The organism is Amycolatopsis sp. NPDC054798 (genome assembly GCF_053611505.1).
Window position 1 is genome coordinate 1 of record NZ_JBSHAM010000151.1, and the last position, 13,536, is coordinate 13,536.

Genomic DNA, 13,536 nt, shown 5'->3' on the forward strand with positions numbered 1-13,536 from the left:
GACAAGCACCCCCGAACCGTCAGCACAATCAGCTTCGGGGTGCCCCCAACTCACCCGGGGCGCAATGTCGCCGCCAGGCGACGAGCCCGCCCCTACCCCACCACCGCACCCGTCTTCGGGTCCAGCTTCACCGCCTTCGCCCCCGGACGCGAAAAGTCGAACATCCCGGCCAACGACCCCGCCATCACGTCGAACGACCCGCCGCCAATCCGCCCCAAATGCCAGTTGTCCTCGATAAACCGCAACACCGAAGTCTGATCAGTCACCGCATGATCGACATAATTCACCCGACTGTACGGCGAAATCACCAGCAACGGCAACCTGGGCCCATACCCGCACCGATCCGCGAACCCGCCCAGCTTCACCGGCTTCGCCGTACACACCGCCGCATCCTGCCCCGAATCATGCGACCCATTCAGAATCCTCGGCGCAACATGGTCATACCACCCGTCCGAATCGTCATAAGCCAACAGAATCGCCGTATTCTTCCACTCCGGCGAAGCCTGGATCCGATTGACCTCATCCACCACAAACGCCTGCTCGTCCAGCGGATCCGAATAACCAGCGTGCCCGTCCTGATACTCCGGAGCCTTCAGAAAACTCACCGCAGGCATCACCCCCGCGGCAAGAGCGTCATTGAAGTCCCGAACGTCATACTGATGATTAGCCTGATCCCGCTGCCCCACCGCACGCAACGACGACGGCGGCACATGCTTCCGATTAGCAGTAGACTGGTAATACTGGAACGGCTCGTGATGCGGACTGTAGTCAACAGAAGCCTGCCCGCCCACATTCGCATGCTTAGTCCCGCAAACGGCATACCCGTTCGCCTCGCCAGTAGGCCGGAACCCGCCCTGGAACCACCCCCAGGTCACCCCGCGAGCATTCAGCAAATCCCCGACATTCCGCCCCTGAAACGCCCCAAGATTGTCCTTCGCCGTATGATTCTTGTCCGAACAGTCGTCAAACGCCGGATCCGGATCAGTAATCATCGTCCCAACCCCGCGCGAATCCGGCGAAGCCGCAGTACGAGGATCGACCTTCGGCTCGCCGGTAACTGAATCAACCGGCTGCAACCCGTGCGTCTGCCCCGAAACCAGGTTGATCGCCCCCGGACTGGACGGTCCGAACACCGTATTGAACGAATTATCGCTCAACGCATAACGCTGAGCATAATTCCACATCGCCGTAACAGTATTCCCGTCGAAGTAATTCATCACCAGCCCGGGCTCGCCGAACAACACCGGCTGCCCCGTGCACTTGTCCTTCTCGGTGTACTCGACGAACTTGTCCATCCGGCCGCCGTTGAACGCGGCCTGTTCCTTCTTGTAGTCGTGCGCCTGATCGCAAGTAAGCGCCTGATCCGGGCTCAACCGCTTCGGGTTGTACGCGTTCGGGTTGTGCTGCAACAACTCCGGAGTAAGGCCGTTGACCTTCGGAGTACCGGCCGCCGCATGGAACGGTGTGCCGTTTTCGTTGGTGGCGTTGGGATAAGTGCCGAAGTAGTGGTCGAAGGAGATGTTCTCGCCGAAGATCACCACGACGTGCTTGATCGGCGTCGCCGTCGTGAAGGTCTCGGCAGCGATCGCGTTTACCGGTGCCGAGGTCGACGCCGAACTGCTCGCGCACGCCGCTGCCAGCGCCGCAGTCGCCGCCAGCGCGGCTGCCGTAGTGGCCCGCCTCCTGGTCCGCTTCACTCCCGAACTCCTTCCGCTCAGCCCAGCACTGCCCGTCCGTAGTGGTCGGCCGGGTCCGTCACGCCCGGGAACAGGTGGAAGTACCCGCCCCCGAACGGCGAGACGTAGTCGGTGAGCGGCTCTCCGGCGAGCCGCTTCTGCACGGCCTCGAACTGCTGCTCGAGATCGCGCTGGTAACAGGTGAAGACGAGGCCCATGTCGAGGTTGCCGTTGGCGTCCACGCCTCGGTCGTAGTTCACCGCGCGGCGCAGGATGCGCTGCCCGCCGGTCTGCGGAGTACGCGGGTTCGCGAGCCGGATGTGGCTGGTCAGCGGGATGACCGTGCCGATCGGATCCTCGGCGTAGCGCGGCACGTCCTGCTCGTCCGCGCCGTCGAGCGGCGCGCCGGTGTCCCGGCGGCGGCCGATCATGTTCTCCTGCTCGGACAGCGACACCCGGTCCCAGAACTCGACCAGCATCCGGATCAGCCGGATCACCTGGTAGCTGCCGCCGTCGTCGGTCCACACCAGACTGTCCGCTTCGGACGGTCCGGGATTCGCGGTGCCGTCCTTGAAGCCGAGCAGGTTCCGCGGCGTCCCGGCCGGTCGCGGCGGCGAACTGAACCCGTCGATCTTCCAGCGCAGCTGCATCCCGCCCCGGGTCGCGCGGGCGATGTCGCGCACCGCGTGCAGCACGGTGTCCGGTTCGGCAGCGTTGAGCACGAGGCTCAGATCTCCGTGGCACCACTGCGGATCAAGCGCGTCGTCCGGGAACGTCGGCATCTGCTTGAGCTTCGGCGGCTTGCGCGCGGCGAGCCCGTACCGGTCGTCGAACAGCGAAGCACCGGCTCCGACGAGGACCGACAACTGTCCTTTCGGGACTTCTGGACCGAGGACCCCGGAATCCGCGGGCGGTCCGGTGATCCCGACCGACGCGGGCGCGCCGCCGCTGGTCAGGAACCGCGCTCGGGCGGTGAGTTCCTTGAGCAGAGCGGTGAGTTCGCTGCGGTTCTCCGCGACGACGTCGAACGCGGCGACAACCGAATGTCGTGCCGGTTCCGCCAGCACGGCTGTCTGCCGAGGACTGTGGAACGGCACCGCTCCCCCGGCCGCCGCCGCGCTTCCCGACAGCCCGGCCAAGCCCGCGCCTGCCCCGGCGGCCGCCGCTCCGCGCAGGAACGCGCGCCGCCCCAGTGTCACGACGTTCTCCTCGGCTCAGCGATCGCCGCGACCGGGGCCAGGCGTTCGGTCAGCTCGGCGACGTCGGCGTTGATCCGCTGCCGCTGCTTCCGGTCGAGGGCGGACAGCGGTTTGCCCACGACCGCTTGGAGATCGCGATCGGTGCGCGCGATCCACGCGTCGAGGTCCTTCAGCCCCGGAAACCGGGTGGTCAGCAGCGGGCGCAGGACGTCGAGTACCGCGCGGGTGCCGACGAGATTCGCCCGTGCGGTCGCGAGGTTGGAGCCGCTGCCGTAGTCGGTGCGGCCGGTCAGCTCGAACTGCAGCGTGTTCTCCATGATCTCGTGCGCGCGCAGGCCGAGGTCGTTCTGGTCGATCTGCGCGTCGGCGAACGACGCGCGCAGTTTCTGCACCGCTTGGTCGAGCTGATCGGCGATCGGGCTGAGCGCGGGCATGGCTTCGTTGTGCCACAAGCCGTTCTCAAGCCGGTGGAACCCGGTGAAGCCCGGATCCGAGGCCCCTTCCGGCAGCCCGGCGGTGGTGCCGTTGATCGTCCCGTCCGAATCGCCGAAGGCGTTGTAGGCGGCGCCGAGCCGTTCGTAGGTGAGATGTGCGGTGAGCCAAGCCTGTTGCGCCGCACCACGATTCCCCGAACGGACGGCTTGCGCCAGCGCGGCGGTCTGGCCGACGAGCGTGCCGAGTCCTTCGGCGACGTAGGCGTGGTACTGCTTGAGCGGCCCGAGCAGATCGGCGTTGGTCACCGGAACCACCGCCGGCCCCGGCCGGTCCGCGCCGCCGGTGACCTGCACGGTCGGCCCGACGAACGGCGTGCCGTCCTCGGGCGCGCACCGCAGGGCGTACGCGCCGTTGCCGAAGTTCACCGGCAATGCGCGCGTCGTCCCCGGGCCGACGCCTTCCAGCTCCCCGAAGACCGTGCCGGTGGCCGGGTCGACGAGGTCGATTTCCATCGTGACGGCGGCGTCGTTGCGGATCTGGAGGGTCTGCGGCCCGGCCGGCGGCGCGGTCCAGCCGTCGCCGCAGGCCGAGCGCGAAACCTGGACCGGACCGGCCTGGGCGGGCGAGCCGGAGCAGCCGGCGAGCACCGCGGTCCCGACGAGGACCGCTGCCGTGCCGGCCGCGCCGAACCCGCCCGCCCAGCGCCGCACGTCAACTCCCCTCAGGTGAACTTCTGGCGGACACTTTCACCGATCCGCCGACCGCTGACAAGAGGGTCGTGCCGTTATGCCCGGTTCCGGGCCCAAGATCAACCGATCAGCCCTTCGCGGGCTCGGTGAAGGGCTGGCGGTCCGGCTGGAACACCTGGCCGTCGGCGGGCACCTTCAGGTCGATCAGGTACGCGGCGGTCGCGTCGTCCACGCCGCGCGCTTTGCCGAGGATGCAATGGCCGAACGCGTCGACCGACAGCAGCCGGGAGTTGCCCAGCTCCTCGGCCATCCGCTGGCCGAAGCGGTACCGGGTGGCCGGGTCGTAGAAGTTGCTGACCACCAGCACCGGCGTCGCGGTGTTCGCGCGCCACGGCCCGCGGAACGGGTCGGACGTCTTCGCGGCGGGCCACACCGGGCACGCGGCGATGTCGGAGAACACCTGGTAGCGGCCGAACGTCGGCGATTCCCGGTCCGCCTTGCCCGCGATCCCCGGCACCTGCTCCTGCCGGATCCGCATCGGCTTGTCCGCGCAGTTCACCGCGAAGTACGAGTCGTCGCCGGTGTACGGGCTGTCCGGGGCGAGGTCGAGCAGACCGCCGCGTCCCGCGGAGAGGGTTCCCTTCCGCGCGGCCTGCGCCTGCAGCGACGGGTGCAGCACCGAGTACGCCTGCTGCAAACCTTGGGCCAGCTCGCCGAAGGAGGCCGGCGAATACAGCGCACTCGACACCGCGCCGGTCAGCCCGCCGAGGTCGAGCTTCGAGCCGTCGGGCAGCGTGATCGGGTCCGTGCGCACGTGCTCGCGCAACTCGTCGAACTTGGCTCGCGGATCGCCGGCGCTGAACGCGCACTTGTCGCCGGCCTGGGCGCAACGCTTGAGGAAGCCGTCCAGCGCGATCTCGAAGCCCTGCGCCCGCGCCAGGTCGTAGGTGACGCCGTCGTTGGTACGCAGCTGCGGGTCGACGTTCCCGTCGATCACGATCGCGCGCGTCTGCTTCGGGAACATCGCGGCGTACGTGGACCCGACGAGGGTGCCGTAGGAGAAGCCGGTGTAGGTCAGCTGCTTGTCGCCGACCGCCGCGCGCAGCTGGTCGAGGTCCCGCACGACGTCGCGGGTGGACATGTGGTCGAGCAGCGCGCCGGCGTTGCGGCGGCAGAACTGGCCGTAATCGCGGTACGCGGCGAGCGTGCCGGAGATTTCCTGGCGCGACAACGGAACCGGCAGCAGCTGCGCCTGGACGTCCGCAGCGTCCTCAGCGGTGGTGAAGCAGCGCAGCGGGTTGCTGGCTCCGACGCCGCGCGGATCGAACCCGACGAGGTCGAACCGGTCCATCACCTGCGGACGGAAGTAGCGGTCGCCCGCGATCGGCATCCGCAGCCCGGACCCGCCCGGACCGCCCGGGTTGAGGAACAACGACCCGATCCGCTGCCCGGGAACCTTCGCGGCGCGTTTCATCAGCGCGATGTCGATGCTGCCGAGCGACGCGTCGTCGTGGTCGATCGGCACGCGGTACAACGAGCAGCTGTACAGCTTCAGCTGATCGGCAGGGACGCCGCGCAGCTGTTCCTTGGTGCAGTCCTCCCACCGGACCGGCGCGGTGCGCGCGATCTCCGCGGGTTTGGCCGGCTGCGCTGCCGGGATGGCGGGTGCCGCGACGGCAGTGCCCGCCAGCCCGGTCAGCGCGGTCGCGATCGCCGCGACCAATGCTCCGGTTCGTGCTCTTTTCGCTCCGCGCACGTGGAATCTCCCCTGGTTGCGCACCCGTCTGATTACGGGGCGTCACCGAGACTGGCATAATCCGGCCAAGCCGGGCACCGGCCAAAAGGAGGAACTGCGGGTTCGGGCGGGCGACAGCGAGCGGTCCGGATCAGGGGCGGTCTTCGACGACGGGCTGGGCCGGCGAGAGGCACGGGTCGAGACGGCCGGACAAGACGGGAAGTGTCGGGGGCGACGCACTCCAGGAGTTCGAGCAGGTCGGCTCCTCGCGCCGATCGGCCGGGGCTTCCGCCAGGTCGAAAGCCCTTGGTACTTCTCCATTCGGCGCCCTGCGGAGCCTTGCCGGTCAGCAGCGGGTCAGCACGAACACCGGCAGCTCCCGCCCCGCCGCCTCCCGTTCCATCTCGTACCCCGGCCAGAACGCGAGCAGTTCCGCCCACATCCGGTCGTACTCCGCGCCCTCCAGTTCCCGCGCCTTGACCTCGATCTCGCGGCCGCGCAGCGCGACCGTCGCGGTCGGGTTCTCCCGGAGGTTGTGGGTCCACGCCGGGTTCTTCGGGCGGCCCCAGTTGGAGCCGGTGAGCACGAACTCGCTGCCGTGCGGGTAGTACAGCAAGTTCGTGCTCCTCGGCAGGCCGCTGCGGCGTCCGGTGGTGGTGAGCCGCAGCGAAGGCAGCCCGGCCAGGCCCACCAGGCTGATCCGGCCGCCGAACCAGCGGTGCAGCTGCCGGTCGGTGGCGATGATGGCGCGTGAGGCGCCCATCAGCCGGGGCTGGGTGCCGAGCTTGCGGGCGAGTGCCGCGAGAGGGTTACGCACGCACTGATCTTGCCAAACTCACCCCGAACCGCTGCTGTGAGTCTGTCCACCATCGCTCCAGCGCGAACCCGGCGGCGTTCAGCTCCGCCTCGACGCCCTCGGGCCGGAACTTCGCCGACACCTCGGTGCGGATGTGCTCGCCCTCGGCGAACGGCACGATCAGGTCCGCGCCGGGGATGCGCACCTCCGTCCGGCGCCGGGCGCGCAGCCGCATTTCGATCCACTCGTGTCCGGCGTCCCAGTGGGCGACGTGGTCGAACTCTTCCGGGTCGAAGTCCGCGCCCAGTTCGCTGTTGATCACCCGCAGCACGTTGCGGTTGAAGGCCGCGGTGACGCCTGCCGCGTCGTCGTAGGCCCGCTCCAGCGTCTCCTGGTCTTTCACCAGGTCGGTGCCGAGCAGCAGCCACTCCCCTTCGCCGAGCACGTCCCGCACCGAGTGCAGGAACTCGGCGCGTTCGCCGGGCAGGAAGTTGCCGATCGTGCCGCCGAGGAAGGCCACGACCCGCGGCGCGGTGCCGGGCAGCAGCTGCAGGTGCTGGGTGAAATCGCCGACCACCCCGCGCACCTCGAGCTTCGGGTAGTCCGCCGTGATCGCCGCGGCGGCCTCGGCGAGCGCGGATTCCGACACGTCCATCGGCACGAACGCCTCCAGCGTGCCGTGCGCGGTGAGCGCGTCCAGCAGAAGCCGGGTCTTTTCGCTCGACCCGGACCCCAGTTCGACGAGCGTGTGCGCGCCGGTGCGTTCGGCGATCTCGCCCGACCGGTCCGCGAGCACCTCGCGTTCGCTGCGGGTCGGGTAGTACTCCGGCAGCGCGGTGATCTTCTCGAACAGCTTGCTGCCTTCGGCGTCGTAGAACCACTTGGGCGGCAACCACTTCTGGTCGGCCGTGAGCCCCTCGCGCACGTCCGCGCGCAGTTCGGCGGTCACGTCGCGGCGATGGCTCTCCAGGTCCGCTTCGGTCATCGGGCGGTGCTCCGTTCCAGGGTCAGGGGAAGGACGTCGACGCCGGCCGCGGTGGCGCGCACGGCGTGGTGGTCGGGCACGGCGGTCCAGGCCGGGTCCGGATCGCACGGCTCGGACGCCAGCACCACGCCGGTTTCGGTGCGGCGCACCGACAACGAATGCGTCCAGGCGGTGCCGACGAGCAGTTCGCCGTCGGTGAGCAGAAAGTTCAGCCGGGAGCCCGGAGCGACCGCCTCGACCTCGCGCACGAGAGCGGTCACCGCTTCGAGCGGCTCCTCCCCCGCGCGCAGCCGGGCGCGCAGCAACGCCCACAGCAGTGCGGAATCCGTCGGCGCTTCGAGGGTGAACAGCTCCGTGACGTCCAGCTGCCCGGCGAGCCCGCGCATCGAACCGGGCCAGCCGCGCACCACGCCGTTGTGGCTGAACAGCCAGCGATCCTCCGTGAACGGCGCGGCGGCCGCTTCGGTGACCGGCATTCCGGTGGTGCCGTTGCGCACCGCCGCGACGAACGCCGTGGTGCGCACCGACGCGGCCAGCGCGGGCAGCGTCTGATCGGTCCACAGCGGTTCGCGGCGGCGGTACCGCTGCGGCGGGGCGCCCGGTTCCGGATACCAGCCCAGGCCGAACCCGTCGGCGTTCACCGAACCGCCGCCGCGCATGTCGAGCGGCGCGTACGACTGCACGAGCAGCGCGTGCGGCGCGGCGAACATCAGCTCCGCCGGGGACACCGGCGCGCCGAGATAGGCGAGATGACGGCACATCGGGCTAGCCTGCCTCGCCCGGGCGCGGATCGCGCGCGCACCGGAAGCCGGAGAAGATCTGCCGCCGGATCGGGTAGTCCCAGTTGCGGAACGTGCCCCGGATCGCCGCCGCGTCGGTGCCGAAAGACCCGCCGCGCAGGATCTTGTAGTCCGGGCCGAAGAACACCTCCGAGTACTCCCGGTACGGGAACGCGGAGAAGCCCGGGTAGCCGTGGAAATCGGTGCTCGTCCACTCCCAGACGTCGCCGATCAGCTGGTGCACGCCCAGCGGCGACGCACCGGCCGGATACGCGCCGGCCTCGGCCGGGCGCAGGTGGCGCTGCCCGAGGTTGGCGTGCTCGGCCGTCGGTTCCTCGTCGCCCCACGGGAAACGCCGCGAACGCCCGCTCGCCGGGTCGTGCCGGGCGGCCTTCTCCCACTCCGCCTCGGTGGGCAGCCGCTTGCCCGCCCAGTGCGCGTACGCGTCGGCCTCGTAGTACGAAACGTGCACGACCGGCTCGTTCTCCGGGACGCGCTCGCGCACGCCGAAGCGGGTGCGCCACCAGCCGTCCGGTTCGCGGCGCCAGAACCGGGGCGCGGTGATGTCGTGCTCTTGGCGGTACGTCCAGCCGGGCTCGCTCCAGAACCGCCGGTCGTGATAGCCGCCGGATTCCAGGAATTCGACGTACGCCCCGCAGGTGACCGGGGTGGTGTCGAGAACGAAGGCGGGCACGTCGACCTCGTGCGCCGGGCGTTCGTTGTCCAGCGCCCACGGTTCGGCGGTGGTGCCCATGGTGAAGCGGCCGCCGGGCACGAGCACCTCGGCGGGCAGCTTGCGGCCGGGCGGTCGCGGCGGCTCCGGGGCGTGCAGCACCGGTTCGCCCTTGCGCAGCTGGTGGGTGGCCAGCATGGTCTCGTCGTGCTGCTGCTCGTGCTGGGTGATCATGCCGAAGGCGAACGCGCTCTCGGTGAGCCGCCGTCCTTCCAGCGGCGCGGTTTCCAAGACGTCGAACGCCTTCTCGCGAACTTCCTTCACGTAAGCGCGGGCCTCGGCCGGGCTCAGCAGCGGCAGCGCCGGACGGTCCGCGCGGGCGTGCTGGAAGGCGTCGTAGAGGTCGTCGATGTCCGGCCGCAGCGGATCCCGGCCGCCGACGTCGCGGACCAGCCACAGCTCTTCCTGGCTTCCGATGTGCGCGAGGTCCCACACCAGCGGCGACATCAGTTTCGAATGCTGCCGCACGAGGTCTTCGTCGTCGACCGCGTCGGTGAGGGCCACGCTGCGCTCGCGCGCCCGGGTGAGGGCGGCGGCCGCGTGCGCCCGCAGGTCCTGCGGGCTCAGCTCCAGCAACGGGTTCTGTTCGGGGATGGTGCTCATGGCTCCTGACTCCTCGAGTCCGGTTCGCCGGGCGCCCGGCCCGGCAGTGCTCTCGATCCTGCTCATCGGCTCTGGCGCGGCACTCCGGCGGCGCGGGCGCGCAGCCCGGCCGCGAGCCCGTCGACAGTGCCGTCGGGAAGCCCGGTGGCCGGCAGCTCGGCGACGCCCAGCTCCACCAGTTCCCTGGCGACCGACGCCAGTTCCGCGTCCGCCATCCCGCACCGGGCGGCGTCGGCCCACCGGCCCGCCGCCGGCGCGCACACCTCGCGCACCTTGTCCACTGTGGACTGATTCGCCAGCAGCGCCGTGACCAGCGCCACCGGCGGCAGCCATTCCCCCGGCGGCTGCCCGTCGAGGTACCTCAGCTCGAGGTAGCCCTGCGGCCGCACCGGGGTGAACATCGTGGTGAGGTGGTAGTCGAGGTCCGCGGCCGTCGGACGGCGCAGCACGGTGGCCGAGCCCCGGCCGCTGATCCACTCGGCGAAGGTCAGCCCCTCCGGCGCGTCCCACGGCCGTTCGCCGCGCGGGAACACCATCAGCGGCGTGTCCATCATCCGGCGGGCCCATTCCCGCGCCGGGTCCGTGCCCGGCTCGGGCGACTGGGTGCGGACCGGCTCGGTTTCCATCACCGCGAGCCAGCGGGCCGACGCGAACCCGGTGTCGGCTCCCGCGTGGACCCGGGAGTTCGCGAACAGCGCCAGCAGCGGCGGCCCCATCGCGTGCGCGGCCGCCCAGCGCGCGGCGACCTCGTGGGCTTCGCCCGCGTCCACGCAGATCTGCAGGCCCGCGGTACTGCACATCATGGTGATGCCGCCCGCCCCGATCGGGGCGAACCGGCGTTCCATGGCGGCGTAGCGAGGGGTGCGCAGAATGCGCCGGGGCGGCCGGTGCTCGTCGATGCCCGCGGAGCCGAGTTCGAGGCCGTGGCGGGCGAGAAGACCGGTGAGATGAGCGAGATCGGCCTCCACAGCCGCGTGCAGGGCACGCAGCGAGGCCTGCGGCGGAGCGGAAAGCTCCACCTGGCACCCGGGTTCCAGGCTCACCGGCGCACCGGCCGGGAGCGGGATCGCGGGGCTGTCGGGGCGCAGCGTCCGCGGGGTGTGCGGGCCGAGCGCCGTGGCGAGGACATCGGGGTCGAGGGGGCGGACCGGGTCGCCGGCGTGGTGCACGGTGAACTCCAGTTCCACCCCGAGCAGTCTCGGCGGGCCGTGCTTGAAACACACCGACGCGACGTACCGCTCCCCTTCCGCGCGGTCGGCAAGCACCCGCGCGGTCCGGTTCGCCGCACTCCCGGATCTGTCCGGAAAATCGTGCACTGCAGTCATCTGTCGCCGTCCACATCGGGAGGTCCGCGTGGCCGGACCTCGTCGCTTCGCGACGCTACACGCGGGGTCCGACAAAAACAGGGCCGCGAAGCGTCGGCGGCGATCGATAAGGAACCCGTAATCCATGTTGACCTGGGAGTTCACCGCACAGATCACACTCGCGCGCACTGCTCCATCCGGGGCGCCCCGGCTCACGGCAGGGCGGGTTCGGTGCCCAGCCCCAATTCGGCCGCGGCCTCCTGCACCGCGGCGACCACCAGATGCAGTGCCGGGCGCCGGATCTCGGTGCGGCGGTAGGCGATCGACACCGTCCGCAGCAGCGGCGGGGCGAGCGCGACGACGTCGATCCCCGGCGGGCGCAGCAGCCGCAGGCCGAGATCGGACACCAGGGTGACGCCGAGCCCGGCGCCCACCATCGCCATGGCGGTCGACTGCTCCTCGACCTCGTGATTGATTTTCGGCTGGAAACCGTGCCGCTGGCAGGCAATCCGGATCGCGCGGCCGAAATGGGACTTAGGACTCGCGAGGATCCACGGGTGCTCCGCCAGCGCGTCGAGCGGCGCCGTGGCGGACGGCAGCGCGCCCGCCGGGACCGCCGCGTGCAGCCGCTCGACCGCCACGACCGCGCGCTCCAGCCCGTCGCTCCACTCCATCGGGGCATCGGAGTAGTCGATCACGAAGGACAGGTCCAGCGTGCCGTCCCGCACCGCGTCCGCCGTCGCCTCCGGGGCCAGTTCCTTCGTCCGCACCTGGATTCCCGGGTAGTCCGCGGCCAGCGCGGTGAGCGCGGTCGGCAGCAGACCGGACGCGACCGACGCCCAGACCCCCGCGGTGAGCCGCGCGGACATCGAGCCCTGCGCCTCCTCCAGCGCGAGCGTCGCGCGCTCCACCGACCCCAGGATCTCCTCGGCGTGCTCGGTGAGCAGAATGCCGAGTTCGGTCAGCTGGACCCGGCGGCCGAGCCGTTCGAACAGCTTCGCGCCGACGTCGCGTTCCAGCTGCGCGAGTTGCTGGGATACCGCCGAAGCGGTGTAATGCAACGCCGCCGCGGCAGCGGTGACCGTGCCCCTGCGGTGCAGTTCGCGGAGCATCCTCAAGCGGTGCAACGAAAGCTCCATGTACGAACCCTAAACAACTTCGTCCAGATTCGGTAAATAGACGCGCGCCCCGAAGTGGCAGCACCCTCGGAAGCAGGCGGCGAACGGCGCCGCCAAGGACTCGAGGAGGTGAGTGGCTCGATGGACCCGCGGATCGCCGAACCGCTGATGAAGCTCACGTGGACCGACCCGGTCACGGGTGCGCACGGCTACCTGGTCGTGCACAGCCTGGTCTCCGGCGTCGCCACGGGCGGCACGCGGATGCGCGCCGGCTGCACCGTCGACGAGGTGGCCGACCTCGCGCGCGGCATGGCGAACAAGACGGCCGCGTTCAACCTCCCGGTCGGCGGCGCGAAGGGCGGCATCGACTTCGACCCGAAGGACCCGCGCGCCACCGGCGTCCTCACCCGGTTCTGCGAGTTCTTGCGCCCGTGGCTGGACGCCAGCTGGGTGACCGCCGAGGACCTCGGCGTGCCGCAGCACCTCATCGACGAGGTTTTCGCGAACCTGGGACTGGAGCAGTCGTACCACGCCGCGATCCGCCGCTCGGCCGATCCGGCGCGCACGCTGCGCCGCGTCCAGGCCGGGCTCAACGCTCCCGTCCCGGGCGGGCAGCTGCTCGGCGACGTGATCGGCGGGTACGGCGTGGCGCAGGCCTGTCTCGGCGCGGCGAACACCTGGGGTTGGGAAGTTCCGGAGACGACGGTCGCGATCCAGGGCATCGGCACGATGGGCGGCGGCGCGGCCTGGTACCTGCACGAGGCGGGGATGAAGGTCGTCGCGGTCGCGGACGCTGCGGGCACGCTGTACGACCCCGAGGGGCTCGATGTCCCTGCGCTGCTTGACTTGCGCGACCGGTTCGGCGAGGTCGACCGGACCCGGCTCCCGGAAGGCGTTCAGTCGCTGCCGCGCGAGGCCGTGGTGTCCGCCGACGCGGATATCTTCGTGCCCGCGGCGATTTCTTACGCATTGCGCGTGGACAACGAAAATCTGGTGAAGGCCAAGGTCGTCGTGGAAGCGGCCAACGCGGCTACGACGCCCGAGGCCGAGGCGGCACTGTCGGCTCGCGGGGTCGCGGTGATCCCGGACTTCATCGCCAACGCCGGGGCGGCGGCCTGGGCTTGGTGGCTGCTGCTGGGCGAGGTCGGGGCGGACCCGGCCGATTCGTTCCTGCGGCTGCGCACCGAAATGCAGGCGAAGGTCGCGCTGGTGCTCGCCGAATGGCACCTGGACCGGGTCCCGCCGCGAGTGACCGCGCTGCAGCAGGCCGAGGCGACCCGGGCGGCCCGCACCGCCGAATCGCTCAGCCCGCGAGGGGCTCCCGCGCTCATGATTCCGTGAAGAAGATTCCGTGAAAAAAGGAGCCGGGCGGGCCTTCCTCGCCCGCCCGGCTCCGTCCAATCGGGTGGTTCTCAGCCCCTGAGGATGCGAGAGTCCGTGAAGGACTCCTTGAGGGAATCAGATTCCTTCAAGGAGTCCTTCAC

The 13,536-nt window shown here is 70.2% G+C and carries 11 protein-coding genes; 1 reads left to right on the forward strand and 10 read right to left on the reverse strand.

Annotated features, from left to right (window positions below):
- Positions 1 to 92 precede the first annotated feature (92 nt).
- From ACWGIC_RS42460 to ACWGIC_RS42505, 10 genes are all read right to left on the reverse strand, one after another.
- The gene (locus ACWGIC_RS42460) at positions 93 to 1,697 is read right to left on the reverse strand and encodes a phospholipase C (RefSeq protein ID WP_452081608.1); all 1,605 of its coding nucleotides are present in this window, start codon (positions 1,695 to 1,697) and stop codon (positions 93 to 95) included.
- 17 nt (positions 1,698 to 1,714) lie between these two features.
- Complete coding sequence (locus ACWGIC_RS42465; RefSeq protein ID WP_452081609.1) at positions 1,715 to 2,875, reverse strand: Dyp-type peroxidase; 1,161 nt, start codon at positions 2,873 to 2,875, stop codon at positions 1,715 to 1,717.
- Entirely contained in the window at positions 2,872 to 4,020 is a 1,149-nt protein-coding gene (locus tag ACWGIC_RS42470; protein ID WP_452081610.1) for an EfeM/EfeO family lipoprotein, read from the reverse strand. Before ACWGIC_RS42470 ends, ACWGIC_RS42465 begins: the two co-directional genes overlap by 4 nt.
- Before the next feature lie 106 nt (positions 4,021 to 4,126).
- Positions 4,127 to 5,755, reverse strand: a complete 1,629-nt coding sequence (locus tag ACWGIC_RS42475; protein WP_452081611.1) for an alpha/beta hydrolase — start codon at positions 5,753 to 5,755, stop codon at positions 4,127 to 4,129.
- A gap of 325 nt (positions 5,756 to 6,080) precedes the next feature.
- Positions 6,081 to 6,551: a nitroreductase family deazaflavin-dependent oxidoreductase gene (locus tag ACWGIC_RS42480; protein ID WP_452081612.1), complete on the reverse strand. Its 471-nt coding sequence runs from the start codon at positions 6,549 to 6,551 to the stop codon at positions 6,081 to 6,083.
- Positions 6,544 to 7,515 (reverse strand): L-histidine N(alpha)-methyltransferase, encoded by a 972-nt coding sequence (egtD, locus tag ACWGIC_RS42485; protein ID WP_452081613.1) that lies wholly within the window; start codon positions 7,513 to 7,515, stop codon positions 6,544 to 6,546. Before egtD ends, ACWGIC_RS42480 begins: the two co-directional genes overlap by 8 nt.
- Positions 7,512 to 8,276: an ergothioneine biosynthesis protein EgtC gene (egtC, locus tag ACWGIC_RS42490; RefSeq protein ID WP_452081614.1), complete on the reverse strand. Its 765-nt coding sequence runs from the start codon at positions 8,274 to 8,276 to the stop codon at positions 7,512 to 7,514. Before egtC ends, egtD begins: the two co-directional genes overlap by 4 nt.
- A gap of 4 nt (positions 8,277 to 8,280) precedes the next feature.
- Complete coding sequence (egtB, locus tag ACWGIC_RS42495; protein ID WP_452081615.1) at positions 8,281 to 9,630, reverse strand: ergothioneine biosynthesis protein EgtB; 1,350 nt, start codon at positions 9,628 to 9,630, stop codon at positions 8,281 to 8,283.
- Between the two features lie 62 nt (positions 9,631 to 9,692).
- Positions 9,693 to 10,955, reverse strand: coding sequence for a glutamate-cysteine ligase family protein (locus tag ACWGIC_RS42500; RefSeq protein WP_452081616.1), 1,263 nt, complete (start codon positions 10,953 to 10,955; stop codon positions 9,693 to 9,695).
- A gap of 191 nt (positions 10,956 to 11,146) precedes the next feature.
- Positions 11,147 to 12,073 carry a LysR substrate-binding domain-containing protein gene (locus tag ACWGIC_RS42505; protein ID WP_452081617.1) on the reverse strand — a complete coding sequence of 309 codons (927 nt, stop codon included), beginning with the start codon at positions 12,071 to 12,073 and terminating at the stop codon, positions 11,147 to 11,149.
- Between the two features lie 120 nt (positions 12,074 to 12,193).
- On the opposite strand from ACWGIC_RS42505, the gene ACWGIC_RS42510 reads away from it, so the two are divergent.
- Positions 12,194 to 13,393, forward strand: a complete 1,200-nt coding sequence (locus tag ACWGIC_RS42510; RefSeq protein WP_452081618.1) for a Glu/Leu/Phe/Val dehydrogenase dimerization domain-containing protein — start codon at positions 12,194 to 12,196, stop codon at positions 13,391 to 13,393.
- Positions 13,394 to 13,536 lie beyond the last annotated feature (143 nt).